Origin of the sequence: Streptomyces sp. NPDC002055, assembly GCF_040296705.1 — a bacterium.
Taxonomy (GTDB): Bacteria; Actinomycetota; Actinomycetes; order Streptomycetales; family Streptomycetaceae; genus Streptomyces.
In genome coordinates, this window is the sequence record NZ_JBEOXS010000027.1 from 76,016 (window position 1) to 101,031 (window position 25,016).

The following is a 25,016-nucleotide window of genomic DNA, read 5'->3' on the forward strand; positions in this document are numbered from 1 at the left end:
GGCGCGGTGGTCGCAGCCTGCTGGTCGACGAAGGCCGTCGGCAACCATCAGGAGGCCACACAATGACCACCCACGAAGGCGTCGGATCCGCACTGAGCGAGGACGGCAACGGGCCACTGGGCAACCGCGTCCACCACGTTCGAGCCGGCGAGTTGGATGGCCATGCCGCCATCAGTGGCGGCACAGTCGGCTCGAAGAAGCTCTGGATGGGCCTGGTCGAGAATGCGCCGTTGAGTGCAACGGACAACCATCATCACGGCGAGTCGGAGGCGGGGATCTACGTGGTCAGCGGTCACCCCGTGTTCGTCTTCCACGACGGCTTACAGGAGGTACGGATCTCCGCCGATCCTGGCGACTTCCTGCTTGTCCCCCCGTTCGTCCCGCATCGCGAGGAGAATCCCGACCCGAACGAGCCCGTGGTCGTCGTGATCGCACGGACCACTCAAGAGCCGATCAAGGTCTCCGTGCCCGAGCTGTACCAGGTCGAGGAGACAGGCACGCGGCAGGAAGAAGACGGCGACCGGTTGATCGGGTGAAGCACCCGCGCCCGTTCCAGCCACTCCGGTCGAACTCCTGCCGTGTGGATGATCGGTGCTGATCCCACCGTCACTCACGGAGGAGCCGGACGCAGCGCCGCAGGAAGCGCGACTCGTGCGACCGGGGTCGCGCGAGCTCCCGCCGGAGACCGTACAGCCCCTGGCGGGCACCGTGTCCCATCCCGCCTGGAGATCATTTACGGGACAGCCCGGAGGAATCTGCCCGGTCCGGCCGACTCCTCCGGGGCCATCACGGCGCCCCGCCGCCCGCACGGGCACCGGGGCGCGCCCTACGTGATGACTTCGCGTCCCGAACCTGCCCGATCAGGTGGTCTTGCCGTAAGACGTCAGAGCCACAAGCATCCTCGGTATGAGCAGGGTCTATGACAATGAGCGACTGGCGGGCGTCTACCAGGCCGGCAATCGGATGCCCGATGAATCAATCCGTGACTGGGTACATCTGATCGGTTCCTTCACAGGCCGTTCGTCTCCTGCAGTGGTGGAGATCGGGGCGGGAACCGGCATGTTCTGCTCGGCGATGGCCCGCTGGCTGAAGCCATCGACGGTGGTCGGTGTCGACGCCTCCTTGCCCATGCTCACCGAAGCTCAGCGCTTCAACTCCCACCCTGCGGTCCGATACCTGGCAGGCACCGCGGAATCCGTGCCCACCCGCTCCGGCCTGTTCGACCTGGCTGTGCTGTCCCGCGTGATCCACCATCTGCCCGACCGTGTCCGGGTCGCACGCGAGCTGGCCCGAATCCTCCAGCCCAGCGGCGTGACGGTCATCCGGACCACATTCCGGGAACGGCTGGATGCACTCGTCTACGACTACTGGCCGCGCCTCCGCGAGCTGGATGAACAGCGGTTTCCATCCCGGTCCGAGGTGCTCGGGGACTTCGCCGCAGCCGGCTTCACGGTCCGGACGGTCACGTCCTTCGCTCGCCCCGTCACCGCCAGTCTCCGGGACTACCACGCCCGCATGACGTCCAAGCCACAGTCGAAGTTCACCCGGCTCACCGCTGCGGAGTTCCGAGACGGACTACGGCTACTGCAAGCCGACGCCCACGACGAGCCGACGAAAGACCCGGTCCCCGTGGCGGAGCGGTACGACATAGCCGTGCTGTCCCCCTCCTGAGCGACGAGAAGTCCCCTCACCCAGCTCACCTGGCACCACGCCATCCGCAACCACCGACGCGGAACTCGATGACGACTGGTTCGAGCTGACACGCGCGAGGCCCTCGACGCCACGGGCATCGCGCCGGACGCCGACCCGGCGGCCTGCCGCTGGGTGGCCATGCGCCGTTCAGGAGCAGGTCGGACGTGCTCCTCTACCTCCTCCTCGGCATACTCGGCCTCGCGCTCGCCTTCGGTTCGCTTGCCTGACTGACCGGCAATTCATCAACGCTGTGCTCGGCAGCGGGCCTTGGACCCCGTTTGCAGTGACCCGGCTACCCGACAGTGTCCGACCGGCGTTCCTCGTGATCACCGGAGGTGCCGCAGGGCAGCAGGGTGATCGTGGCGTGCGGGGCATCCGAGTCGCCCTCGTAGCTGCACGCGAGCAGACCGGCCTCGCCGAGTTGCGCCAAGGCCGCGGTGAGGACCTCGGGGGACGTGCGCAAGGCGACCGCCGCGGGGTGCACAGGGAGACTGATGACGTGCGCCGTGGCGCGCCCCAGCGCGGGGGCGGTGGTGGCGAGATCCGCAAGGAACGCAGCCAGCGGTCCCCCGTCGAGAGCTGCGTGAGCCTTCGCCACCCACGGAGCCAGCCAGTCGTCGGCCAACGGTGTCACCCGTACCACTCCTTCCGATGGGGGTTGAGAGCAGCGTGGGCCGGACACCTGGCATGACGCACCACGCGGGCGGCCGAATGGGTGACCCGCTCCCGGCCCGTCGAGGGGAAGCAGCAGGCGACCACAGAGGTCGATGATGACCCATTTGCCCCTAATTCTCGCCCGGGTGCCGCGGGCTGCCGGATATTCGTAGGGATGGGAATGGGCCCAGCAGGCGATCGCGTGGTCCGTGCCTGCCGGGCCAAGGGCGCGGAGCACAAGGTGAGCACCCCCGGTCCCCCGCCCCGACGATCTCGGTGAAGGGGGAACGAAGGACGAGGAGCACATGGTTGATCTGGTGTCGGGGCGCGTGGTTCGCGAGCAGGCACCCGTCGGCGAGAGCGCGGGCCGTCCCGCCGTGTTCGGAGGGCGTACGGCTCCCGCCGCGCGGACGCTCCTGGACGTCCTGGACGCCACCGTCCTGATCCATCCGCACGAACCGGCCCTGGACGACGGACGGACCTCGCTGAGCTACCGAGAACTCGCCGGTGAGGTCGACGAACTACGGAGTCGACTGGCGTCCGCCGGCATCGGCGTGGGCGACCGTGTCGGGGTGAGGCTGCCCTCCGGCACCCATGACCTCTACGTCGGCATTCTGGCGGTGCTCGCCGCGGGGGCGGCGTACGTCCCGGTGGATGCCGAGGACCCGGTCGAGCGGGCGGAGCTGGTGTTCGACGAAGCAGCGGTGAGCGCCGTCCTGGAGGGCGGGCGGCGGTTCGCGCTGACCGGCACCCCCGCCACCGGCCGTCAGCGTCGCCCGGCTCCCACGGACGACGCCTGGGTCATCTTCACCTCCGGTTCCACCGGGCGGCCCAAGGGCGTCGCCGTCACCCACCGCAACGCTGCGGCCTTCGTGGACGCCGAGGCTGCGCTCTTCCTCCAGGACGAACCGATCGGCCCGGGGGACCGGGTGATGGCAGGTCTCTCGGTCGCCTTCGACGCCTCGTGCGAGGAGATGTGGCTCGCCTGGCGGCACGGCGCCTGTCTGGTACCCGTGTCGCGTTCCCGGATTCGGGACGGAGCCGGGCTCGGCCCGTGGCTGGCCGAGCAGGACATCACGGTGGTGTCCACGGTGCCCACGCTCGCCGCACTGTGGCCGGCCGAGGCGCTCAACGAGGTGCGGCTGCTGGTCTTCGGCGGTGAGCCGTGTCCGCCGGAGTTGGTGGCGCGGGTGGTCACCGAGGGTCGGGAGGTCTGGAACACCTACGGTCCGACCGAGGCCACCGTGGTCAGCTGCGCCGCCCTGCTGACCCGCGAGGGGCCGGTCCGGATCGGCCTGCCGCTGGAGGGCTGGGACGTGGCCGTGGTGGACGAGGCCGGGACGCCGGTTGCCATGGGCGGCAGCGGCGAACTGGTCATCGGCGGAGTCGGTCTGGCGCGCTACCTGGACCGCGGCAAGGACGCCGGGAAGTACGGTCCGCTGGAGTCGCTCGGCTGGCAGCGGGCCTACCGCAGCGGAGATCTCGTACGGGCCGAGCCCGGCGGCCTGGTCTTCCTGGGACGGGACGACGAACAGGTCAAGCTCGGTGGCCGGCGGATCGAGCTGGGGGAGGTGGACGCGGCCCTCCGGGCTCTGCCCGGCGTGAGCGGTGCCGCGGCCGCCGTCCGCACGGCACACGGCGGCAACCCCCTGCTGGTCGGCTATGTGGTGACCGGGGACGGCTGGGACCGCACCCATGCCGTCGAGCGGCTGCGCGCCCGACTGCCCGCCGCTCTGGTGCCGCTGCTCGCCCCTGTCGATGCCTTGCCCACCCGCACCTCCGGCAAGGTGGACCGGGCCGCGCTGCCCTGGCCGCTGCCGCGGACGGCCGGGCCCGAGCTGGGTGCCCGGGATGCGCCCGGGCGGCTCGGCGGCACCGAGGCGTGGCTGGCCGAGCAGTGGCGCGCGGTCCTCGGTATGCCGGTCACCGACGCCCGGGACGACTTCTTCGCGATCGGCGGCGGCAGTCTCGCCGCCGCCCGGCTCACCACCCTCCTCCGCGACCGCTACCCGGCCGTCGCCGTCCGTGACCTCTACCAGCAGCCCACCCTGCGCAAGATGGCCCGGCTTCTGGAGCGTTCCGCGCCGGGCGCACGTGGCACCCGCCGTGTGGCGCCCGTCCCGGCCCGCGCCGGGATCGGGCAGCTGCTCCTGGTGCTGCCGCTCTTCACGCTGGTCGGGCTGCGCTGGACGCTCGGGCTGCTGGCCCTGGGCCATGTGCTGACGTGGTGCGGCAGCTATCCGTGGGCACCGACGGTCTCGTGGTGGTGGGTGGCGGCCGGCGGTCTGCTGTTCTTCAGCCCACCGGGCCGGCTGGCGATTGCGGCCGGCGGGGCACGGCTGCTGCTCCGAGGACTGCGGCCGGGCAGCTACCCCCGCGGCGGACACATGCATCTGCGTCTGTGGACCGCGGAGCGGCTCGCGGAACTGAGCGGGGCCGTCTCTCTCTCCGGGACCTGGCTCGTCCGGTACGGGCGCGCGCTGGGCGCGCGGATCGGACCGGAGGTCGATCTGCACTCCCTGCCGCCGGTCACCGGGATGCTCAAGCTGGGCCGGGGGTGTGCCATCGAGCCGGAGGTGGACCTGTGCGGCTACTGGCTGGACGGAGACCGGCTGGAGGTCGGTCCGGTGAAGGTCGGCTCCGGCGCGGTGGTCGGGACCCGCAGCACCCTCTTCCCCGGCGCCCGGGTGGGCAAGCGGGCCCAGGTCGCGCCCGGTTCCGCCGTCAGCGGCCGGGTGCCGACCGGTCAGAGCTGGGGCGGAGCGCCCGCCGTCAAGCTGGGCAGGGCCGAACGGCGGTGGCCGAAGCGGCGTCCCTCGCACCAGGCCCGGTGGGCGGCCCTGTACGGACTGAGCGGCCCGGGACTGGGACTGCTGCAGCTGACGGCGGCGATCCCGGCACTGGCGGTGGCGGGCTGCTTCGTCCACGCCGGGGACGGTCTCGGTGCCGCCGTACGGGGCGCACTCGTCGCGCTGGTGCCCGCCACACTGGCCTTCGGGCTGGCGTACGCCATCCTGATGATCGCCGCCGTCCGGTCGCTGAGCCGTGGTCTGCGCCCCGGCTGGCACCCGTTGCACGGCCGGACCGGCTGGCAGGCCTGGGCCGTCAGCCAGCTCATGGACCAGGCCCGCGACACGCTCTTTCCGCTCTACGCCGGCCTCATCACACCGGTCTGGCTGCGCACGCTGGGGATGAAGGTCGGCAGGCGCGTCGAGGTCTCCACGGTGCTGGCGCTGCCCAGTCTCACCACGGTGCACGACGGGGCCTTCGTGGCGGACGACACCCTGCTCGGACCGTACGAACTGGGGGGCGGCTGGCTGCGGATCGGTGCGGCCGAGATCGGTGAGCGGGCCTTCCTCGGCAACTCCGGCATGACCGCGCAGGGACGCGCCGTCCCGGAGCGGGGGCTGGTGGGGGTGCTGTCCGCGACCCCGAAGAAGGCGAAGAAGGGCAGCTCGTACCTGGGGATGCCGCCCATGCGTCTGCCCCGCTCGGCCGACACCGCCGACCACCACCGGACCTACGATCCGCCGCTCCGGCTGCTCTGGGGCCGAGGACTGGTCGAGGCGTGCCGGCTGCTGCCGGTGCTGGCCTCCGCCACTCTGGGGCTGCTGGTGCTGGCCGCGCTGGCCCATCTGGCCGGACGTGGCACACCGGCCGTCGCTGCGCTGCTGTCCGGCCTTGTGCTGCTGTCCGCGGGCAGCGCCGCCTGCGGGGTGGCCATCGCTGCCAAATGGTTGCTGGTGGGCCGCTTCCGGCCCGCGGAACGCCCGCTCTGGAGCGGATTCGTCTGGCGTGCGGAGCTCGCCGACACCTTCGTCGAGGTGCTGGCCGTGCCGTGGCTGATCGGCGCGGTGCCGGGCACGCCGCTGATGAACCTCTGGCTGCGGGCCCTGGGAGCCACCATCGGCCGGGGCGTGTGGTGCGAGACGTTCTGGCTGCCGGAGGCCGACCTGGTCACGCTGGAGGACGGCGTCAGCGTCAACCGCGGGTGTGTGCTGCAGACCCACCTCTTTCACGACCGCATCATCCGGATGAACCGGGTGACGCTCCGTGCGGGTGCCACACTCGGCCCCGGCGGCATCGTGCTGCCCGGCAGCACGCTCGGGGCCCGCTGCACTCTGGGCCCGGCATCGTTGGCGATGGGCGCGGAAAGCGTCCCGGACGACACCCGCTGGCTCGGCAATCCGATCGAGGCCTGGCGAGAATGAGGCACAGCGCGACCCCGCCCCATCGGCCCGCCGCACGGGAGGAGCGAGACGGTTGAACACCCAACGGCGCTCCGCTCCCGGCATGGATCCGTACTTCCCAGGTCACGGGGACCCCCGCTACCAGGTCCGCCGCTACGAGCTCGACCTCGACTACCGGCCCGTGTCCAATCGGCTCAGCGGCTCGGCCCGGCTCAGCGTACTGACCGGCCTGGCGGCACTGGACGAGATCTCCCTCGACCTGGCCGCGTTCCGGATTCACCGGGTGCTGGTGGACGGCCGCACCGTGCGCTACACCCACCGGGCGGGCAAACTGCGCATCCGGGCGGCGCAGGCACTCGCCCCGGGTACGGCCGTCACTGTCGAGGTGCGCTATACCGGCAACCCCAAGCCGATGCGCAGCCCGTGGGGCGGACTGGGCTGGGAGGAGCTGACCGACGGCGCGCTGGTGGCCAGCCAGCCGGTCGGTGCCCCCTCCTGGTACCCCTGTAACGACCGCCCGGCCGACAAGGCGTCCTACCGGGTGTCGGTCACCGCTCCTGCCCCGTACACCGCGATCGCCTGCGGCCGGCTGCTCACCCGTACCACCCACGCGAGCAGCACCACCTGGGTATACGAGCAGCCGGCCCCCACCTCCACCTACCTGGTGACCGTCTCCCTCGGGCAGTACACGGCCGCGCCGCTCACCAGCCCGGTCCCGGCGGACGGACGGCACCCGCCGGTGCCGCAAACCGCCTACCTGCCCGCCCACCTGCTGCCTCACTTCACCGTGGACTTCGCCCGCCAACCCCTGATGATGCAGCTCTTCCAGGAGGTCTTCGGGGCCTATCCCTTCGGGGAGTACGCGGTCGTGGTCGCCGACGAAGAACTCACCGTCCCGGTGGAGGCCCAGGGCATGGCCACCTTCGGCACCAACCACCTCGACGGCGCCGGCACATCGGAACGCCTGATCGCTCATGAGCTGGCCCACCAGTGGTTCGGCAACAGCGTCTCCATCGCCGACTGGCAGCACATCTGGCTCAACGAGGGCTTCGCCAAGTACGCGGAGTGGCTGTGGTCCGAGCGCACCGGCGGCGCTTCGGCCGCCGCGCACGCCGCCGTCGCGCACCAATGGCTGGCCGGGCTTCCGCAGGATCTGCTGCTGGCCGACCCGGGCAAGGAGCTGATGTTCGACGACCGGCTCTACGAGCGCGGAGGGCTGACGGTCCATGCGCTGCGCTGCGCCCTCGGCGAGGACCCGTTCCTCCGCATGCTCAAGGACTGGGCCACGAAGCACCGCCACGGAGCCGTGACCACCGCCGACTTCACCGCGCACGCCCAGCTGTACGCCGCCGCGCCCCTCGAAGGGCTCTTCGACGCCTGGCTGCGAAAGCCCTCCCTGCCGCCACTGCCGGAACCCACGGGACCACACCGGCCCGCAAACCCACAGGTCGATCCACTGTCGCAAGACTGACTCCCCTACTGCACCACCGGCTCGCCTCTGGCCCGTAGGGCTCGTCCCGCCGCCGGCCGCCCGTCGGACGGCGCACCGACGGCCCACTGGCCGTCAGCTGATATTCCGGAATGGCTTGAAGGTCACGGAAATCAAGAACAGGCGCTTCCAGCATGCGACATGACACGTCGGCGCAACGGAAGACAGATCTGGACGGAGCTCATGGGACCACCACGACTAGTTGGTCACACACGACAGCATCCGTCACTACCTCAGATACACACGATCCCGAACGGCGTCGGAATGAGCAGGCTCATAGCCTCCTGCGTCCTGAGCCCGTTTCGTGGCGCTGTGTTCGACCAGCGGGCTCACGCTGTGACGTGCGGCTGTTCCGGGCTGAGGTAGGACACGCGCGTCTGCGCGGCGTGGAGCATCAGCAGGTCGTGCAGTTCCTCGGCGGCGGTCTTGAGCAGGTGGCCGTCGCGGGTGGCGTGGAGGGTTTCGAGGACGAAGGCGACTCGGGTGGAGTCCTCGGTGACGCGGGTGCGGTGGGCGTCGCGGTGGTTCCAGTGCCGGGTCAGCACGCCGATGGCGTCGGAGTAGATGATCTCGCCGGGCTTGGGATTCTCGGTGGTGTCGGGTTCGCCGAGCGGGGTGAACTCCTCGGTGCCGTCCGCGTACCGGATCTCGATAGCGCCGGAGACGTGGTCGAGATCGAAGGCTCCTGCGGGCAGGCCGTGGTGGACGGAGACAGCGTTGTAGGAGTCGACGGCCGGATTGATGCGCGGCAGGGCGCCCTTCTTGGCCATGCGACGTCCCAGGGCATCGACACTGGGACGGATACGGCGCGGGTTGGTGCCGAAGGAGCGGTAGGCGGTGTGCCACGCCTCGATCCGGGGGTCGCTCTCGTCGGCCGGGGCCCAGGTACCGGCGGCGAGGTGTTGTTCAAGGCTGTCGAGTGCGGCAGCGGTGTCGGGCCAGGGCTCGTGGCCTCGCAGTCCGCCGGCGGTGACCACGGCGATGAGCGTGTCGGGAAAGGCGTTGGCGACGGCGGGCGCGACGCGGAAGGCGGTCATGAGCGGGGCTCCGTTCCGAGGTGGTGCGGGGTGGGCGAGGTCAGGGCTTCCAGGGACCGATGCGGTCCAGGCGGCGCCGCTGCTGGCGGGCCGTGGGCTCGTCGAGGGCCTGCTTGCGGTCGGCCAGGCGGTCGGCGACGGTGGCACGGTGCTCGACGGGCTTGTGGTCGTCGTACTTGAACTTGGCCCGAACCTCTGTCACCTCCAGCGTCAGGCCGCGGATCCCGGGCAGCATCCGCCCGTACGGTGCCCGGTCGACCTCGATGGGGGCATGGTCGCCGTCGGGCTGGAAGTGGGCCATCTGCCGGCGCAGCAGTTCGGCCTTGGCTTGCGGCTCGTCGACGATGTGGGCCTGGCAGATGAACTGGACGGCCGCGTAGTAGCTGGTGGGCACGCCTTCGCCGGGAGGCGTGCCGGGGTTGGTGCGCCAGGGGCCGGGGACGAAGGCGTAGTCGCCGATCACGGTGAACGTGACGTTCGGGTCGTACTCGATCGCTTCCCAGACCGGGTTCGGGCGGGCCAGATGGATCAGCAGCTGATTGCCGGCGGGGACGAAGTGGGTGGGTACGGTGGCGGGCGCGTGTCCGAGCAGGCCGTTGACGCTGAGCAGTCCGAAGTCGTGGCCGTCGGCGATCCAGGTCCGCCATTCGGCCTCGTCCAGGGCTGCGTCCCAGGGCTGGACGAACATGTGGGGCTCCTTGAAGTGCGCAGGTTGAAGTGCGCAGGGCGTCAGGCGAGGGCAAGGAGACTGACGGCGACCGCGGCGGCGCCCAGGCCGACGAGCTGCCCCTTGTGGATGCGTTCGGCGAGCACGCTGCGGGCGCCGGCCGGCGCGGCGACCAGCACGGTGCGCAGCACGTGGGCCTTTCGGGCGCCCAGGCCGCCGAGGGAGTCGGCGCACCCATAGGCCAGTGAGCTGCCCAGAGCCAGCAGCAGAGCTATCACGAGACGATCCTTTACGATGACATCAGAACGACTGGACCGTACAACGGAACGACCGCCTGTTGTCAACCGAACGACCGGGTGGCACATTCCACTGACCGACCGATGGGGATGGTGACCAGGTGACCGAGACAGAGGCGGCCCTGCGCACGCTCGCGCACAACGTCCGCTCAGCTCGCACTCGCGCCGGACTGTCCCTGGACGAGCTCGGCCGCCGTGCCAGTGTCAGCAAGGGGGCCCTGGTCGGGCTGGAGAAGGCGCAGGGCAATCCGAACTTCGCGACTCTGGTCCGGCTGGCCGACACGCTGGGCGTCTCGGTCTCCGCACTGATGGAAGGTCCGGCCGAAGGGCGCGTCCGCGTGGTCTCGGCCGGCGCCGTGATGCCCCTGTGGGCCGGCGAGCGAGGCAGCGAGGCCCGGCTCATGCTGACGACCTCGGGCCCTGCTCCGGTCGAGGTGTGGCGCTGGCATCTCGCGCCGGGCGAGGAGTACCCCAGCCACCCTCATCAGGCCGGAGTCGTGGAGACCGTCAGCGTCACCGCGGGGCGCATGGTCCTGGTCGTCGACGGCGCGGAGCACCCCGTCGAGGCCGGGCAAACCGCCACCTTCGAAGGAGACGCCCCCCATACCTATCGCGGGGTTGGCGACGAGCCCTGCCATCTGATCATGACCGTCCATCTGCCGCCCGGGCCGGCATCCACGACCTGACCAGGCCGCGATGGCCCCCATGCCCCTCGTCCTGTACGACTGGGTTCGCTGTCCATCGCCTCGATCGGATGTCAGGAGGACAGGGTTCACGGAAAGCGAGGCCGGAACCCTGCACATCGATGAAGCCAAGCCAAGGTGAGCGAGACGGGGCTTCGTCGTGCTGCTGAAGCTCTGCACAACCGATGGATGGCGCACCCTCTGAACCGTGAGCGGATCATGCACCCGCGTCGGTGGGCGGTTCTGGTGTCCAGGCGTCCTGAACGGCGCGGTGCAGGTCGAGAAGCAGATCCCGGCCGTCCATCTCTCGCTCGCTGATCGGGCGCCGCGCCCGGTAGGCGGTGAGGAAGCGCCGCTCCACCGCTGGAGCGGCCTCCGGCGGTTGCCGGGCGGCCAGGAACAGCTGCCAGCTGACAACGTCGTGGAGCAGCGGGCCCCAGCTGGGGCTGCCCCAGTCGATCAGCGCGAGTGCGGTGGCGTCGGGGTCCTGCAGGATCTCCGGTGCCGGGTCGCCGTAGAGCACACCCTCGCTCAGCGGCGCTCTGGTGCGGAAGTCGGCTATGGCGGTCAGTGCTCTCCTCAGGGCAGCGCCGCGGCGTCTGCCGAGTCGTTTGGCCTCACCCTTGTAGTAGGCGAGCATTCGCCCGGCCGGTTGCGGCACGTCCGGAAGGGTCATCAAGGCGTGGTGGACGCGTCCGAGGAGGTCACCGGCCTGCTCCGGGGCTGTGTCGGTGGTCAGGTCCAGAGGTGCGCCGGGGATGAAGGCATGCAGGGCGAGCGTCCAGGGATGGCCCTTGGGCCGGTCAACGGGACGGCACAGCCCTCCGTCGAGAGTGGGGATCGGCGCTCCGGTACGAATGCCGGCGCGGTCGAGCACGGCGGCGATCCGCAGCCCGGGTTCTACGAATGCGGGGGCGTCGAAGGTCAGCTTCGCGACGTACGGGCCATTGTCGCTCTCCACCCTCCATACCCGTGAGCGGTCTCCGAGATCGGTCAACTCGGCGGCGAGTCGCGGGGTGGAAAGGTTCCACGGGGCGAGCAGCGACAGGAGGCGCTGGTGCCAATCGGGGCTCACGGGTGTTGATCCTCTCGATGCGCGCGGTCAGCTTCTGCGCGAGGGAGAACTTGGCCGACTCCGGCGCGGTGGGCATGGGGCCATCCTGCCTGCTCGTCATGCTGAGGGCTACGGCAAGCCCCAGCCAGCAAGATCCACTTCTGCTGATCGGTCCTGCCTTGCCCGTTGCCACCGCCCACGCGATATCGCTGACCGCAGCATCGGCCGGCAAGGGGGCGACCCGGGCCCTGTACCCGTGGGCGGCCGCGGCGGCCACCGCCGACGGCCTGCCGCGCCGGCGAGGCTGCACCGACCAGGCGCGGGCCGGGTCGCAGTTGCCCCCTCGGGGGCCGGGGCGGATCCGTGCAGGATCCTTCCAGTAGCGCCGCGCCCGGTCGTGCCTTCGCCCGACCGGCGACAGACCGTCAACTACCCTTGTCCATTTGACAAGGACCATTCACATTGAGACAAGCTCCCTTTACATTTGCCTACATGGAGAAATCACCAGAGAACCGCCACAGCCGAAGCGACACGGTCCGCGCCCGCGCATGGTTGCTCGACTGGCTGCCGGCGCTCATCGCCCTCGGGTTGCTCAGCTTGATCTCAGAATTCGGCCTCTTCGGTTCGGCGGACTCATGGAAACTGTTCTGGTCGCTGCTGAACCTCGCCCCGGGACTGTGGATCGTCCGGGCCGTGATCAGGAGCTTGCGCCGCGCCGACGAGTACCAGCGCCGTTGCCAGCTCGAGGCCCTGGCGATCGGGTTCGGCGTGCTGATCACGGCGATCTACACCGTCGGGCTTCTCCAGGCGGCCGGGGTGGGCGACCTGCGCCAGCTGGTCCAGATCAGCTTCATCGGAAGCATCCTGATCTGGATCGCAGCCCTGCTGTTCAAGACCCCGCGCACCCGGTGAACAACCGGCTCAGGGAACTGCGGGCGGCGCGCCGTTGGAGCCAGGCCGACCTCGCTGACCACCTCGACGTGTCCCGGCAAACGGTCTATGCCATCGAAACGGGCCGCTACGACCCGAGCCTGCCGCTCGCGTTCAAGATCGCCGCCGTGTTCGGCGAACCGATCGAGGGTCTCTTCTTCCCGGACGAAGACACGGACTGCAAACCGTGACCGCCGGTTGCGGCACGGCTGCGCGTGGGGCTCCGGCGGCGCTGAGGACGGCAGTCGCACGGCAGCTCTGCTTTCCGCCGAAGGGCAGAGCGGTGCGGAGATCGCCGACCGGCTGCACCCGGCCCGAGGGACGGTCCGCGACTACATGAGCGCCATCACCCGCAGGACCGGAGGCCGCAACCGGATCAACGCCATATGGATCTTGCAAGGAGCCGGCTGACTCCGAGTCCCACCCGGCCGTGCGGTTCGCTCGGCCTGCCGAGGCACGGTGCCACCCGATGTCACTCGGCTGGGGGGATTTACACTTCCCTACACGGGCCTGAGGCATGCTCCGGTGGGGGGTAGAGGCAGCTCCGGAACAGGACGGAGAGCCCTGACCGGCGCCGGGCCGGTGTCGATGTGCGTGCCCCGGCCCCGGACCGGTGCGACCGTCTCTCGATGGGTTGGAGGCGCGCCAATGGTGACGATTTCTCCGAACCAGGGGCCGGTCAGTGGCGGCACGGTGGTCACCATCGTCGGCCAGAACCTTGCCCCGGAACCACCGCCGTACGCTTCAGCAGGCCGGCGACCGGCGCCACCCAGGTGTCGCCGACGCAGGTCACCGCGGTCTCTCCGCCCGGCACGGGCACGGTAGGGGTAACACCGACCACCTCGGAGTCACCACCGGCCCGGTCCCCTTCCACCACCGCCACCGGTCCTTCCTTTGCACCCTGAGCCCCGCGACGGGCCCCCTGGCGGGCGGCACAGTTGTGCACTCAGCCCTCACGACTCGCCGGACGCATGCCGACATCATGGAGGGGTGTATCTCCACTTCCTGTTACTGAGGTTGTAAACGTGATGTCGTCAGTTGAGTCGGGCTGGGCACTCCCTATCCTGGCCGTATGACTGAGACGCACACCTATGACGTGGCGATTGAGTGGACCGGCAACATCGGCTCAGGTACCGATGGTTATCGTTCCTTCAGCCGTGCCCATGAAGTCCTGGCCACGGGGAAGGCACCCATCGCCGCCTCCTCTGATCCCGCCTTCCGCGGCGACCCGACCCGCTGGAACCCCGAGGAACTGCTTGTAGCCTCGGTCGCTCAGTGCCACATGCTCTGGTACCTCCACCTTTGCGCTGTTGGCGGAGTGACCGTCGTCGACTACGAGGACCGGGCTCATGGGGTCATGACCATGGACGCGAGTGGCGGCGGAGGCCAGATAACCGAGGTCATCCTCCGTCCCGAAGTGACCGTTGCCGATGCGTCGATGGCGGACAAGGCTCGCGCACTGCATGGCGAAGTGCATTCGGTGTGCTTCATTGCTCGCTCGGTGAACTTTCCCATCCGACATGAGCCGCTCACCCATATCCAGTAAGGAGACCAACAGCTGCACGCGCTACCGTTGACCGCCAGGCAGCGCCTGGGGAATTTCGGGTGGCTCGCGTCGGCGACCGCGGTTCCGGGCCCGCAAACCAAGCCGGTCGACCGCCACCGAAACACTCTCCAGCACCCGCCACCGCGGCGGGCCTCTCGTTTGGATCAATGTAGGGGCGGGTGCGGCAGGTACGTCCAAGGTGGCAATCTGGGGCGATGCAGCCCCAGCGCACATCTGTTGAGAACGATCTGCGGCATCTGCTCAATGAGTGGGACCCGATCGGCGTCGCCGACGAGGTGCAGGACGAGTACGACTGCATGCTCGCCCCCATGCTCCAGCGGCTCCGTGGTGGTGCCGACGAGACGGCGATCGGCGAGTTCCTGCAGCACGAGGTGGAGGAGCACTTCGGTCTCGATCCTCTTGGCGCGCGACCGGAAGCAATGGCCAGCCGAGTGATCGCCTGGTGGACAGCTGTTGGCCGGCGTCGTTGACCTCGCAAGCGGCCAGGTCGAGTCCTGCGAGCAAGTGTCGGCCCGCCTCGCGCCCGCCGGGCCGCAATCGGACGGGACATGTTCAGATGGCGTGGAGTCGGGTGAGCGTCTGTTGCAACTCCTCCCGCAGGGTCCGTCCCGCCGCTTCGGCGTCCGCCCGTTCGATGGCCTCCACGAGGAGGGTGTGTCCCTCGTCGCCGTGGTTCGGGTCGTCGGTCCGCAGGTTGAGCAGCTCGACCAGATCGATCAGCCCCTGGCGCAGCACTGGTACGAACTCACCGAACAGGGCCATGAGTACGGGGTTGTGTGCGGCGGCGACCACGGCCGCGTGCAGGGCGATGTCGGCGTCGACGAACTCGGCGTCGCCGGCCTTCGCGGCGTCACGGCGCCGGGCCAGGGCCACGTTGAGCGCGGTGAGGTCATCATCCGTGCGGCGCTGCGCGGCCATCTGCGCGGCCTCGACCTCGATGAGCATGCGGACTTCGTAAACGTCGGTGACGGCCGCCCGGCGCAGCTGGGTGAGCCAGTCCTCCGTGGGCTTGGTGGCGATGACGAAGACCCCGGCGCCTTGGCGTGCCTGCACCAGTCCCGCGCCGGCGAGCGCGCGCAGCGCTTCGCGAACGGTTGAGCGTCCTACGCCGAGGGTTTGGGCGAGGGCGTTCTCACCCGGGAGTTTCGTTCCGACGGTCCACTCGCCGTTGGTGATCTGCCCGCGCAGGCGTTCGGTGGCTTGCTCGACCAAGGGGGTGGGCCGCAAAGCGCCCAGTGGCATGCGACGTTCACCTTCTCGTTTAACTTCTCAGGTTGTCTGAGGTGTTCAGCTGTGGTTACTGTACCTGGCATGTCGCTGTGCGAGCTCCTCCTTCTCGGCTGCCGCTGCGGGGTCTGACGGACCGGCACCCCGCAGCGGGTGTCGGGCTGTGCTGGTCACCGGATGACCGACTGAAGGAAGTTCCGCGCCATGGCTTCACCCCAGACCCAGGTTTTCCCCACGCTGCGCACCCCGTCCGGACCCGTTCCCGCGGATGCTCCGGCGTGGAACCCGCAACGACCGAGCGCGATGCCGCACCAGCGCTACCAACCGGCGCACGCTCGGGTGACCCTGCCGCTGACGGACCGGAGCTGGCCGTCGCGCCGGCTCGAGCAGGCTCCCCTGTGGGTACCCGTCGATCTGCGTGACGGCAATCAGGCGCTGTCCGAGCCGATGGACACCGAGCGCAAGCGCCGGATGTTCGACCTGATGGTCACGATGGGCTACAAGGAGATCGAGGTCGGCTACCCCTCCGCCAGCCGGACCGACTTCGACTTCGTACGCCATCTGGCCACCAGCGGCGCGGTGCCCGAGGACGTGACCATATCGGTCTTCACCGCCGCCCGTGCCGACCTGATCGACCGCACCATCGCCTCCGTCGAAGGCCTCTCCCGCACCGTCGTGCACCTCTACACCGCCACCGCTCCGACGTGGCGGAACGTGGTCCTGGGGCGTTCCCGCACCGAGCTCCACGGGCTGATCCTGGAAGCCGCCACCTACTTGATGCGGCGTGCCGAGGAGCGGTCTGGGGCCGGTATCCGGTTCGAGTTCTCCCCCGAGGTCTTCAACCTCACCGAGCCGGACTTCGTCCTGGACGTCTGCAACAGCGTGACAGAGCTGTGGCAGGCCTCCCCGGATCGGCCGGTGATCCACAATCTGCCGGCGACGGTGGAGATCGCCACCCCCAACGTGTACGCGGACCAGATCGAGTACATGGACCGTCATCTGGCGCGGCGTGATGGGGTGATCCTTTCCGTGCACCCCCACAACGACCGAGGTACCGGGGTCGCCTGCGCCGAACTGGCCGTCCTGGCAGGGGCACAGCGGGTGGAGGGCTGTCTGTTCGGCAACGGTGAGCGGACCGGCAACGTCGACCTGGTCACTCTGGCGCTGAACCTGTACGCACAGGGCGTCAATCCCATGATCGACTTCTCCGATATCGACGCCGTGCGCGAGGTGGTGGAGCACTGCAACCGGCTGCCCGTCCACCCTCGCCACCCCTATGCCGGCGACCTCGTCCACACCGCGTTCTCCGGAACTCACCAGGACGCCATCTCCAAGGGCATGGACCACCACGTCAAGCAGGCAGCGGAGCAGGGCATTTCGCCCGAGGAGGCTCCCTGGGCGGTGCCATACCTGCCCATCGACCCGGGTGACATCGGGCGTACCTACGAGGAAGTCATCCGCATCAACTCCCAGTCCGGCAAGGGTGGCATCGCCCATCTGCTCCACGCCCACCACGGCCTGGACCTGCCCAGGGCGATGCGCCCGGACTTCTCCCGTACGGTGCAGCAGGCGACCGACGCCAGCGGGCAGGAGCTCTCGCACGAGGATCTGTGGAAGCTGTTCGACACCACCTATATCGCCCCGGCCCAGAGCGGTCCGGTCACGCTGAGTTCTTGGAACACCACCGAAATCGAGCCCGGCGAGCATCGGTTCACCTGTGTACTGAACGAAAACGGGCAGGACCGCTCGCACCAGGGCACCGGCAACGGACCGCTGTCGGCGCTCGCTCATGCCCTCGGCGGGGCCGGGATCACCGTCGACATCCTCAACTACGCCGAGCACGCCACCGCCGTGGGGCCCGGCAGCCCCGCCGTCGCCTACGCCGAGTGCCGGGTGGACGGGGCCACGTACTGGGGAGCCGGGTGGGACACCTCCCTTCTCGCCGCGTCGGTCCACGCCGTCCTGGCAGCCGTCAACCGGGCCGGGCAGGCCGAACGGTGAGCGGCTCCCGATCGCCCGTACTCCGCGTGGACGGTGTCGACCTCGTCCGCGACGACAATCCGATCCTGCACGATGTGTCGTTGACCGTACGGCCGGGTGAGCACTGGGCACTGCTCGGCGCCAACGGCGCCGGCAAGAGCACCCTGCTCAGCCTCCTGGGGGCACGCGCTCACCCCACCAGGGGCACCGTGGAAGTCTTGGGGCACCAGCTGGGCCGGGTCGACCTGCGCCAACTCCGCTCCTACGTAGGGCATGTGGACCCGCGCCACGGACTCGGCTCGCCCCTGAGGGTTCGGGACGTCGTGCTGACCGGGCTGACCAACACCATTGAATGTGTCCCCCGGTGGAGTCCGACGCCCGAGCAGGCCGCCGTCGCCGACCGCCTCATCGAGTTGCTCGGTCTCGGTGACCGCCGCGACGCGCGATGGCCCACGTTGTCTCAGGGCGAGCGTGGCAGGGCACTGATCGCCCGCGCGCTCATGCCCAGTCCGCGGCTGCTGCTGCTGGATGAACCCGCGACAGGACTGGACGTCGCCGGCCGGGAGCAGCTCATCGAACGGATCGACACGCTCCAGCACAGCTACCCGGAGCTGTCGTCGGTTCTGGTCACCCACCACCTGGAGGAACTCCCTCCCGGTACGACGCACGCCATGCTGCTGAGGGACGGGAGCTGTCTGGCCTCGGGGGCGGTCTCCGACGTCCTGACCAGTGATCAGGTCGGCAAGTGCTTCGATCACCCGCTACACCTCACCCGCGCTGATGGCCGGTGGAGTGTGCGGACACGCCGCCCGGCCCGGCCGTAACCCGACCGCCGGGCACGATGCCGGTGGTGCGCGAACCCGATGCGCATCACCGGCAAGGCGTCGGAGCAGCGGCTCCTCCGCCCGCTCGACGGCGCCCTGGGCCGGCTGTGGGGCTTTCGTCGCCACGCCGGACGGCCCGCACGGATGGGGCCGTCACATCGGGAGGGAGAACAGACGCACTGCCTCCGTCTCGACAGGGCAGATCACACCTGGCAGCCGGAGGAGGCCGGCGTGTGCCACAAGCCGGTCGCCGCGCCTGATCCCGAAGTGATCTTCTTTGGGCAGCCAGGTCAAACCGGGAGAGCACTGTTGTACGGCTACCCCCTCGACCGTTCCTGACGAGCTGCGGCGGCTCGCCAGGCGGTCGGGCTGGTGCCGAACTCGTCGCGGAACCAACGGGAGAAGGTGCTGGGGGCAGAGAAGCCCAGCAGTGCCGCGACCTGGGTGAGGGGTCGGGCATGACTGCCGACGTACTGCTGGGCGAGCTGCGCGCGAAGGGAGTTCAGCACCGAGGAGAACGTCTCACCGGACCGTGCGAGGTGTCGATGGACGGTCTTGCGGTCGACGCCGAGGCTGTGGGCGACCTGGTGGAGAGAGCAGCGGCCGGTGGGAAGCAGGGCCTCGATCAGATCGCGGACGCGGTCCACGCCGGCCGCGGGACGCGGCGCCGCGATCGCCTCGAGGTACTGGCGGGCGTAGGGGCGCAGCAGCGGGTCGGAGAGCTGGTTCGGCGCGTCGAGGTCGCTGACGTACACGACGATGCCGTTGAGGTTCTGGCCGAACCGGACGGCGGGGCCCAGGACACGGTGGTGGGTGGTCGCGTCGTTCGGTGGATCGTGGGCGAAAAGCACCGCGACCGGTCGCCAACTTCTGCCGACGAGGTTCTGCAGGTAGCGGTGGAAGGCGCCGATGAGCAGCTCGGTGGTCTGGCGTCGGCGCGGGGTGGACAGGTCGAGGCCGAGCTCGATCGTGGCCAGACCGTTGGTCTCGGTGATCCGGCTGTGCAGCGCCTCGTTGTGCAGATGCTGGTATCGCATGATCACTCCGAGCGCGCTGCGGACGTCCGGCTCCTCGCGGGCGACGAGGCTCACCGGACCCAGGACCGAGAGCCTGCGGCTCTCCGCGAGCCGTAGACCGAAGTCGTCATGGCCGGTCGCGGCGGCCGAGAGCTCCATCAGGTCGGCGGCGGCGGCCACCGGGATCCAGGTGTGGGGGACGGCCAGATCGGAGGCGTCCAGGCCCGCCGAAGCGAGCAGCGCCGACAGGTCACCGCCCAACGAGCGCACCAACTCGACATATCCGGTGAGCACGGCGTTGCGGACGAGGAGTTTCACGTCCGGTGTACCTCCCGGTCGGCAGCCGAAGGAGCACGGGCAGTGCCACAAAGTGTCAAGCATTGTGCCACCTGAGGCAAAGCACCGGCGCTTCCGCCGACCTACTCTTCCGGCACTTGCAGCAACACGGGGCGTGAGCCTGGAGGTGGGCAGGTGGGCATGAGGAGAGGGCCGGGACCCGGTGAACCACCGCTGGTACTGGACGCTTCGGGCTCCGTCGCGCATCTTGTGCCGCGACGCTACGCCTGGGGCGTGGCGCTGATGGTCGTCGCACTGGCGGTGACCGACTACATCGACCGGCAGATCGTGGTGTCGACGTTCCCCTACCTGAAGAAGGAATGGGGTCTGTCCGACACCGCCCTGGGGGCCCTGGTCACCACCGTGTCGGTCACGATCGCCGTCTTCGCGCTCCCGGCCGCGCGGCTGGCCGACCGCTGGGGCCGGGTGAGGACGATCGCCGCGATGGGCAGCGCGTGGAGCCTGGCCGCGCTGGCGTGCGCGGTCTCCGGGAACTACGCGCAGCTCTTCGCCGCCCGGTCGTTGCTGGGCGTGGGCGAGGCGGGTTACGGCCCGGCGGGGGCGGCGCTGCTCTCCGGCTACTTCCCGCAGCGACTGCGGGCGACGGTGCTGAGCGTCTTTCAGGCGGCGGGGCCGCTGGGCGCGGTGCTCGGGGTGCTGCTCGGAGGTGTGATGGCCGAGCGGTTCGGCTGGCGGGTGACGCTCGGCGCGTTCGGCGTGCCGGGGTTGCTGCTGGCGCTGGTCTTCCTGAAGGTGCGCGACTACCGCACTCCCGGCGTGTCCTGCGCGGGCGGAGCGGGCGGGGCCGGCTCCGGCGCGGGCGAGGGGCTGACGGCCGACCGGGCTCACTCCGGGCAGCGGGATCACTCCGGGCAGCCGGACCTGGCGGCCACGGTGCGCGAGCTGTTCCGGTCGCGGACGGCCGTGTGGTGCTACCTCGGCGGTGCCCTCAACCTGGTGGTGCTGTCCACCCTCTACACCTGGCTCCCGAGCTACCTGGGCCGCGCCTACGGCCTGTCCTCCGCGCAGGCGGGGATGAGGACCGCACTGTTCATCCTCGCGGGCTTCGTCGGCGCGATCGTCTTCGGCCACCTCGCCGACCGGTGCGCTGCCGGACGCCCGCGGCGCAGGCTGATGGTCCCGGCAGTGCTCGCCGCAGGCGCGTGGGGGCTGCTGTTCACCGCCTTCGGCGTGCTCGGGCCGGGCGGTGGGCAGTACGCGCTGATCGTGACCGCGGGGCTACCCATGGCCGCGGCTCTCGGCACCGCCCCGGCGGCCGTGATCGACGTGGTCCACCCGAGCGTGCGGGCCACGGCGGTCGGGATGGCGGCGCTGGTGCAGAACCTGTTCGGCCTGGCCGTCGGGCCGGTGCTCACGGGACTGCTGTCGGACGCCTTCGGTCTGGGGACAGCCCTCGCCGTGATGCCGCTGTTCTGCCTCGCCGCGGCCGCCGCGTTCCGGCTCGGCTCACGCAGCTACGAGAAGGATCTCGCCGCCGTGTCCGGCGGCGGCCCGGAAGTGACGCCTCCGGGCACCCACGAGAAGGAGTTGAGCCCATGACCACGCATGACCCATCCACGCCCGCTCCTGCGGCGGGGCGTCCGCTGACCCCGGCCGTGGACCGGATGCGGGACCGGGGCGCCTGGAATCCGCTCTGGGACGGCCTGCTGGAGATGGACCCGGCCTGGACCGAGCAGTTCATGGACACGGCCATGCGGCCATGGACGAGCGGCGTGCTGGAGCCGAAGTTCATCGAACTGCTCTGCATCGCCCTGGACGCCTCGGCCACCCACATGTACGGGCCCGGTGTACGGCGTCACATCCGTACCGCGCTGGATCTCGGGGCGACCCCCGAGGAGATTCTGACCGTTCTCCAACTGACCACGCTGGTGGGCGTCCACGCCTGCAACATCGGCGTGCCGCTCCTGGTCGAGGAACTCGCCGCACGCGAGAAGTCCGCCGACGACGCCGACTGACCCGACATCACGATCCCGTTCACCCTCACACGGAGGCATGACATGCACTTCCTCGACGACTCACTGCTGCCCGAGAACCAGGAGAAGCTGGTCATCCAGGTCGCCCCCTACGGGCCCGAGTGGCTGCCGGGCGACAGCGACGACATCCCGGTGACCATGGACGAGCAAGTCCAGAAGGCCGTGGACTGCTACAACGCCGGCGCGCAACTCCTCCACATCCACGTACGCGAACTGGACGGCCACGGCTCGAAGCGGCTGTCGATGTTCAACGAGATGATCGCGCGGCTGCGCGAGGCCGTGCCGGAGATGATCCTGCAGGTCGGCGGTTCCATATCGTTCGCCCCCGAGAAGGAGGGCGAGGCGGCGAAGTGGCTGGACTGGGACACCCGCCACATGCTGGCCGAGCTCGACCCGAAGCCGGACCAGGTCACCATCGCGATCAACACCGTCCAGATGAACATCGTCGAGCTGCTGACCCAGGAGGACATCGCCGGCACGTCCCTGCAGAACCCGCTGCTCCACACGGCGTACCGCGACCTGGTGAGCGAGGCGGGCCCGGAGTTCTACCTGGAACACCTCAAGCGGCTGACCGAGAACGGCATCCAGCCTCACTTCATGCTCGCCAACGTGCCGCAGCTGGAAACCGTCGAGCGGCTGATCCGCGCCGGCGTCTACACCGGCCCGGTCAACCTCAACTACGTCGCCATCGGCGGCGGTGCCTCCGGGGTCCACCCGGCCGACCTCGTCGAGTTCGCCCGCCGCACCCCCGACGGCGCCGTGCTCACGATCGAGAGCATCATGCGCTCCACGCTCCCGATGAACGCCATCGCCCTCGCGCTGGGCCTGCACGTCCGCGTCGGCATCGAGGACAACCTCTGGTCCCCGCGCAAGGAGCGCTTCACCTCCGTCCAGCAGGTCGAGCAGATCGTCCGGATCGCCGATGAACTCGGCCGGGACATCGCCACCCCGCAGGAGGCCAAGCGCATCTACCGGATCGGCGAGTACTGGAGCGACACCGACGAGACGCTGGACCACCTGGGCCTGCCGCCCAACCGCCGCCCCGGCCGGCGCGGCGTCCCGCTGCGCCACCCGGCTCCCTCGGCGGCCGACACGCTCGTCTGACGACACGCTCATCCGGCGACGACTGACGGGGAGAAGGCCCCGGCCCTCACCGGCGTCGCGGCACCGGGATCGGTGCCGCGCATAGCAAGGGGCCGGAGAGCTCCGGTAGCAGAGCTACCGGAGCTCTCTGGCATGGTGGCGAGGGCGCAGTGCCGGACCACACCCCCGGGTGGGCACTCGACCGCATACCGCTGCTTAGGAGCGGACGATAGGCACCACGTGCGTTGCCCCGGAACGGAGTTGGCGTGCGCTGCGCACATGTGTTGGAGCAAGTCATTTTCTGTTCACTCTGCAACCGTCCTGCTTTTACTTCCGTCTGTCTCTGTAACCCCTTCCGTCCCACCGGGCCCACAGCTCAGGAGGACGGATCCGAGGGGCGACCGATGTGTTATCCGTTGGAGGATTTGTGCGCAACCGAACCAGGAGCATGGTGGCAGGCGCGGTGGGCGCCGCCTTAGTCGCGGCCGCGGCCGGCGGGGCCATGGCAGCAGGGACGGACGGCAACGGGCGGGGCCAGGACCAGCCCTCAACGAGTGCCGCCGAACCGGGCAAGATCACCGAGGGCGACCTCGACGGCGACGGCCACGCCGATCTCGGCGTGGGAGCGCCCGAGGGCACCGTCTCCGGGAAGTCCAAGGCGGGCTACGTGGGCGTGACCTACGGCGCCAATGGCGGCGTCGACACCCAGCGGCACAGCACGCTGACGCAGGCCGGCGCGGGCGTGCCCGGCACCCCGGAGGCCAAGGACGGCTTCGGCTCGACCGTGGTGCGTGGCGACGTGGACGGGGACGGCTACGCCGACCTGGTCGTCGCCGCGAACAACGAGGCCATCGGCAGCACTACGCAGGCCGGCTCCGTCACGATCGTCTTCGGCTCCAAGAGCGGCCTGTCCGGCGACGCCATCGCCTTCCACGCACCAAGGGTCGCCGCCAACGCTCACTTCGGCGACCAGATGGCCGTGGGCGACCACAACAAGGACGGCCTCAGCGACATCGCCATCTCCGACGGCGCGAAGGTACAGCTCGTCAAGGGCGCGAAGAACCTGCGGCAGACCGCGACCCCGAAGATGACGAGCGTCACCCCGCCCGGCGGCGGCGTCAGCGTCGAGCACCTGGCCTCCGGCGACATCAACGGGGACGGCTACACCGATCTCGTCACCGTCGCCTCCCAGGACTCGCCCTCCGACGAGGGCACGCTCGGCGTGCTGCCCGGCTCATCCGGGGGCCTGAAGAAGACGCCGCTGGGCAAGGACATCCCGCTGCCGTTCGCGCAGTACCGCCCCGTGGTCGGCGACATCAACGGCGACGGGAAGGAGGACGTCGTCACGGACACCGGCTTCTCGGACGGTCCGCAAGGCCAGAAGCTGCGCACCTACCCCGGCACCGCCGACGGGCTCGACTCCGACAAGCCGGTGGACTGGAAGGGCGAGGCGCAGGAGGGCGAGGCCATCCGGCTCGCCGACTTCGACGGCGACGGCCACGACGACCTGGTGGTCAGCAACACCGGCGCCGAGGCACCTGGGGGCTTCAACAACGCCGGTGCCATCAACGTGCTCAAGGGCACCGAGAACTGGCTGACCGACGAGGGGGCGCAGACCTTCTCGCTCGACACCGAGGGCGTCCCCGGCTCCATGGAGGGCAACGACAAGTTCGGTACGTCCGTCTCGCCGGCCGACTACAACGGTGACGGCAAGGCGGACCTGGCCGTGGGCATCCCGAACCGCACCGAGGGCGTCGGCGCGGCGGCCCTGCTGTACGCGGGCACCGACGGGCTGAGCGCCAAGAACTCGTCACTCATCGACCCGAGTGACCTGGGTGCCCCGGCGTCGAAGGGCCGCTTCGGCACGGAGCTGACGAACCCGGCGAACTAGGCCCGCACGCCGGGGCCTGTTCGGCGGATCACGTGCCTGTCGGCTGGTGGGCTCGTCGTTGCCGACATGGGTCGGGGTGATCCGACAGATGCCGAGTGGGAGCGGCTGCGGCCGTTCCTGCCGGTCGGTAACCGGCGTTGTGGACGGTGGCGGGATCACCGGCAGGTGATCGACGGGATTCTCGGCCGTCAGCCCGGTCAGCCGATGTCCGGCCGGGCTCACTCCTCGGCTGCTTGCTTCAAGCTGCTCGGTTGGTCCAGCAGAGGCCAGCAGGGACTCAGGGAGTCTCAGCCTGGCTGGTACGCAGCGCCCCGTCATTCAACGCGGTGCGGGCCCTGGTGGGCGACCAGTAGGCGGACGTCGGAGGGGAGTTGGCGTTGGCCGGTGGACTGGCGTGCGTGTTCCA

The 25,016-nt window shown here is 69.8% G+C and carries 22 protein-coding genes and 3 pseudogenes; 17 read left to right on the plus strand and 8 right to left on the minus strand.

Annotated features, from left to right (window positions below; genetic code table 11):
* The first annotated feature begins 62 nt into the window (after positions 1 to 62).
* On the plus strand, positions 63 to 536 hold the full coding sequence (locus ABT112_RS18675; RefSeq protein ID WP_351510893.1) for a cupin domain-containing protein: 474 nt from the start codon (positions 63 to 65) through the stop codon (positions 534 to 536).
* A 370-nt stretch (positions 537 to 906) separates the two neighbouring features.
* A complete protein-coding gene (locus ABT112_RS18680; protein WP_351510895.1) occupies positions 907 to 1,671 on the plus strand; it encodes a class I SAM-dependent methyltransferase in 765 nt (254 codons plus the stop codon).
* A gap of 313 nt (positions 1,672 to 1,984) precedes the next feature.
* Here ABT112_RS18680 and ABT112_RS18685 read toward each other — a convergent pair whose 3' ends face one another.
* Positions 1,985 to 2,326, minus strand: coding sequence for a hypothetical protein (locus ABT112_RS18685; RefSeq protein ID WP_351510896.1), 342 nt, complete (start codon positions 2,324 to 2,326; stop codon positions 1,985 to 1,987).
* A gap of 325 nt (positions 2,327 to 2,651) precedes the next feature.
* Between ABT112_RS18685 and ABT112_RS18690 the strand changes: the two genes are divergently transcribed.
* Together ABT112_RS18690 and ABT112_RS18695 are read left to right on the plus strand one after the other, a co-directional pair.
* Positions 2,652 to 6,557 carry a Pls/PosA family non-ribosomal peptide synthetase gene (locus tag ABT112_RS18690; RefSeq protein WP_351510897.1) on the plus strand — a complete coding sequence of 1,302 codons (3,906 nt, stop codon included), beginning with the start codon at positions 2,652 to 2,654 and terminating at the stop codon, positions 6,555 to 6,557.
* An 82-nt stretch (positions 6,558 to 6,639) separates the two neighbouring features.
* Positions 6,640 to 8,007 carry a M1 family metallopeptidase gene (locus tag ABT112_RS18695; protein WP_351510898.1) on the plus strand — a complete coding sequence of 456 codons (1,368 nt, stop codon included), beginning with the start codon at positions 6,640 to 6,642 and terminating at the stop codon, positions 8,005 to 8,007.
* Between the two features lie 347 nt (positions 8,008 to 8,354).
* On the opposite strand, the gene ABT112_RS18700 is transcribed toward ABT112_RS18695, so the two are convergent.
* The 3 genes and pseudogenes from ABT112_RS18700 to ABT112_RS35380 form a co-directional block, all read right to left on the minus strand.
* A complete protein-coding gene (locus ABT112_RS18700) occupies positions 8,355 to 9,062 on the minus strand; it encodes a B3/B4 domain-containing protein (protein ID WP_351510899.1) in 708 nt (235 codons plus the stop codon).
* A 40-nt stretch (positions 9,063 to 9,102) separates the two neighbouring features.
* Complete coding sequence (locus ABT112_RS18705; RefSeq protein WP_351510901.1) at positions 9,103 to 9,750, minus strand: FMN-binding negative transcriptional regulator; 648 nt, start codon at positions 9,748 to 9,750, stop codon at positions 9,103 to 9,105.
* Positions 9,751 to 9,794: 44 nt separating this feature from the next.
* Positions 9,795 to 10,007 (minus strand): annotated as a pseudogene (locus tag ABT112_RS35380) (EamA family transporter); the annotation flags it as partial.
* 119 nt (positions 10,008 to 10,126) lie between these two features.
* Here ABT112_RS35380 and ABT112_RS18715 point away from each other — a divergent pair.
* Positions 10,127 to 10,711: a helix-turn-helix domain-containing protein gene (locus tag ABT112_RS18715; RefSeq protein WP_351510903.1), complete on the plus strand. Its 585-nt coding sequence runs from the start codon at positions 10,127 to 10,129 to the stop codon at positions 10,709 to 10,711.
* A gap of 214 nt (positions 10,712 to 10,925) precedes the next feature.
* On the opposite strand, the gene ABT112_RS18720 is transcribed toward ABT112_RS18715, so the two are convergent.
* Positions 10,926 to 11,783, minus strand: a complete 858-nt coding sequence (locus tag ABT112_RS18720; RefSeq protein ID WP_351510905.1) for a phosphotransferase enzyme family protein — start codon at positions 11,781 to 11,783, stop codon at positions 10,926 to 10,928.
* Positions 11,784 to 12,254: 471 nt separating this feature from the next.
* Between ABT112_RS18720 and ABT112_RS18725 the strand changes: the two genes are divergently transcribed.
* The 6 genes and pseudogenes from ABT112_RS18725 to ABT112_RS18750 all read left to right on the plus strand — a co-directional run bounded on the left by ABT112_RS18725 (position 12,255) and on the right by ABT112_RS18750 (position 14,729).
* A complete protein-coding gene (locus ABT112_RS18725) occupies positions 12,255 to 12,674 on the plus strand; it encodes a hypothetical protein (protein ID WP_351510907.1) in 420 nt (139 codons plus the stop codon).
* A complete protein-coding gene (locus ABT112_RS18730; protein WP_351510909.1) occupies positions 12,671 to 12,883 on the plus strand; it encodes a helix-turn-helix transcriptional regulator in 213 nt (70 codons plus the stop codon). Before ABT112_RS18725 ends, ABT112_RS18730 begins: the two co-directional genes overlap by 4 nt.
* A 70-nt stretch (positions 12,884 to 12,953) precedes the next feature.
* A pseudogene (locus ABT112_RS18735) lies at positions 12,954 to 13,103 on the plus strand (helix-turn-helix domain-containing protein); the annotation flags it as partial.
* A gap of 237 nt (positions 13,104 to 13,340) precedes the next feature.
* Positions 13,341 to 13,517 (plus strand): IPT/TIG domain-containing protein, encoded by a 177-nt coding sequence (locus ABT112_RS18740; protein ID WP_351510911.1) that lies wholly within the window; start codon positions 13,341 to 13,343, stop codon positions 13,515 to 13,517.
* Between the two features lie 247 nt (positions 13,518 to 13,764).
* Positions 13,765 to 14,238, plus strand: a complete 474-nt coding sequence (locus ABT112_RS18745) for an OsmC family protein (protein WP_351510913.1) — start codon at positions 13,765 to 13,767, stop codon at positions 14,236 to 14,238.
* A 215-nt stretch (positions 14,239 to 14,453) separates the two neighbouring features.
* Positions 14,454 to 14,729 (plus strand): hypothetical protein, encoded by a 276-nt coding sequence (locus ABT112_RS18750; RefSeq protein WP_351510915.1) that lies wholly within the window; start codon positions 14,454 to 14,456, stop codon positions 14,727 to 14,729.
* A gap of 82 nt (positions 14,730 to 14,811) precedes the next feature.
* On the opposite strand, the gene ABT112_RS18755 is transcribed toward ABT112_RS18750, so the two are convergent.
* Positions 14,812 to 15,501 carry a FadR/GntR family transcriptional regulator gene (locus ABT112_RS18755; protein WP_351510917.1) on the minus strand — a complete coding sequence of 230 codons (690 nt, stop codon included), beginning with the start codon at positions 15,499 to 15,501 and terminating at the stop codon, positions 14,812 to 14,814.
* Positions 15,502 to 15,690: 189 nt separating this feature from the next.
* Between ABT112_RS18755 and leuA the strand changes: the two genes are divergently transcribed.
* Together leuA and ABT112_RS18765 are read left to right on the plus strand one after the other, a co-directional pair.
* Positions 15,691 to 17,487, plus strand: a complete 1,797-nt coding sequence (gene leuA / locus ABT112_RS18760; RefSeq protein ID WP_351510919.1) for a 2-isopropylmalate synthase — start codon at positions 15,691 to 15,693, stop codon at positions 17,485 to 17,487.
* Between the two features lie 26 nt (positions 17,488 to 17,513).
* Positions 17,514 to 18,290 carry an ABC transporter ATP-binding protein gene (locus ABT112_RS18765; RefSeq protein ID WP_351510921.1) on the plus strand — a complete coding sequence of 259 codons (777 nt, stop codon included), beginning with the start codon at positions 17,514 to 17,516 and terminating at the stop codon, positions 18,288 to 18,290.
* A 183-nt stretch (positions 18,291 to 18,473) separates the two neighbouring features.
* On the opposite strand, the pseudogene ABT112_RS18770 reads toward ABT112_RS18765, so the two are convergent.
* Both ABT112_RS18770 and ABT112_RS18775 read right to left on the minus strand, forming a co-directional pair.
* Positions 18,474 to 18,587: pseudogene (locus tag ABT112_RS18770) on the minus strand (GNAT family N-acetyltransferase); the annotation flags it as partial.
* Positions 18,588 to 18,607: 20 nt separating this feature from the next.
* On the minus strand, positions 18,608 to 19,624 hold the full coding sequence (locus ABT112_RS18775) for an AraC family transcriptional regulator (RefSeq protein ID WP_351510923.1): 1,017 nt from the start codon (positions 19,622 to 19,624) through the stop codon (positions 18,608 to 18,610).
* Between the two features lie 159 nt (positions 19,625 to 19,783).
* On the opposite strand from ABT112_RS18775, the gene ABT112_RS18780 reads away from it, so the two are divergent.
* From ABT112_RS18780 to ABT112_RS18795, 4 genes are all read left to right on the plus strand, one after another.
* Positions 19,784 to 21,202 carry an MFS transporter gene (locus ABT112_RS18780; RefSeq protein ID WP_351510925.1) on the plus strand — a complete coding sequence of 473 codons (1,419 nt, stop codon included), beginning with the start codon at positions 19,784 to 19,786 and terminating at the stop codon, positions 21,200 to 21,202.
* Entirely contained in the window at positions 21,199 to 21,618 is a 420-nt protein-coding gene (locus tag ABT112_RS18785) for a carboxymuconolactone decarboxylase family protein (RefSeq protein ID WP_351510927.1), read from the plus strand. Before ABT112_RS18780 ends, ABT112_RS18785 begins: the two co-directional genes overlap by 4 nt.
* Positions 21,619 to 21,660: 42 nt before the next feature.
* A complete protein-coding gene (locus ABT112_RS18790; RefSeq protein ID WP_351510929.1) occupies positions 21,661 to 22,740 on the plus strand; it encodes a beta-keto acid cleavage family enzyme in 1,080 nt (359 codons plus the stop codon).
* Between the two features lie 442 nt (positions 22,741 to 23,182).
* On the plus strand, positions 23,183 to 24,610 hold the full coding sequence (locus tag ABT112_RS18795; RefSeq protein WP_351510931.1) for an FG-GAP-like repeat-containing protein: 1,428 nt from the start codon (positions 23,183 to 23,185) through the stop codon (positions 24,608 to 24,610).
* Positions 24,611 to 25,016 lie beyond the last annotated feature (406 nt).

Bases quoted from the DNA above. Each gene is read 5' to 3' on its own strand.
- ABT112_RS18700 (WP_351510899.1), bottom strand. From the start codon at position 9,062: ATGACCGCCTTCCGCGTCGCGCCCGCCGTCGCCAACGCCTTTCCCGAC.
- ABT112_RS18675 (WP_351510893.1), top strand. From the start codon at position 63: ATGACCACCCACGAAGGCGTCGGATCCGCACTGAGCGAGGACGGCAAC.
- ABT112_RS18725 (WP_351510907.1), top strand. From the start codon at position 12,255: ATGGAGAAATCACCAGAGAACCGCCACAGCCGAAGCGACACGGTCCGC.
- ABT112_RS18740 (WP_351510911.1), top strand. From the start codon at position 13,341: ATGGTGACGATTTCTCCGAACCAGGGGCCGGTCAGTGGCGGCACGGTG.
- ABT112_RS18705 (WP_351510901.1), bottom strand. From the start codon at position 9,750: ATGTTCGTCCAGCCCTGGGACGCAGCCCTGGACGAGGCCGAATGGCGG.
- ABT112_RS18790 (WP_351510929.1), top strand. From the start codon at position 21,661: ATGCACTTCCTCGACGACTCACTGCTGCCCGAGAACCAGGAGAAGCTG.
- ABT112_RS18745 (WP_351510913.1), top strand. From the start codon at position 13,765: ATGACTGAGACGCACACCTATGACGTGGCGATTGAGTGGACCGGCAAC.
- ABT112_RS18690 (WP_351510897.1), top strand. From the start codon at position 2,652: ATGGTTGATCTGGTGTCGGGGCGCGTGGTTCGCGAGCAGGCACCCGTC.
- ABT112_RS18785 (WP_351510927.1), top strand. From the start codon at position 21,199: ATGACCACGCATGACCCATCCACGCCCGCTCCTGCGGCGGGGCGTCCG.
- leuA (WP_351510919.1), top strand. From the start codon at position 15,691: ATGGCTTCACCCCAGACCCAGGTTTTCCCCACGCTGCGCACCCCGTCC.
- ABT112_RS18750 (WP_351510915.1), top strand. From the start codon at position 14,454: ATGCAGCCCCAGCGCACATCTGTTGAGAACGATCTGCGGCATCTGCTC.
- ABT112_RS18780 (WP_351510925.1), top strand. From the start codon at position 19,784: ATGAGGAGAGGGCCGGGACCCGGTGAACCACCGCTGGTACTGGACGCT.
- ABT112_RS18680 (WP_351510895.1), top strand. From the start codon at position 907: ATGAGCAGGGTCTATGACAATGAGCGACTGGCGGGCGTCTACCAGGCC.
- ABT112_RS18755 (WP_351510917.1), bottom strand. From the start codon at position 15,501: ATGCCACTGGGCGCTTTGCGGCCCACCCCCTTGGTCGAGCAAGCCACC.
- ABT112_RS18695 (WP_351510898.1), top strand. From the start codon at position 6,640: ATGGATCCGTACTTCCCAGGTCACGGGGACCCCCGCTACCAGGTCCGC.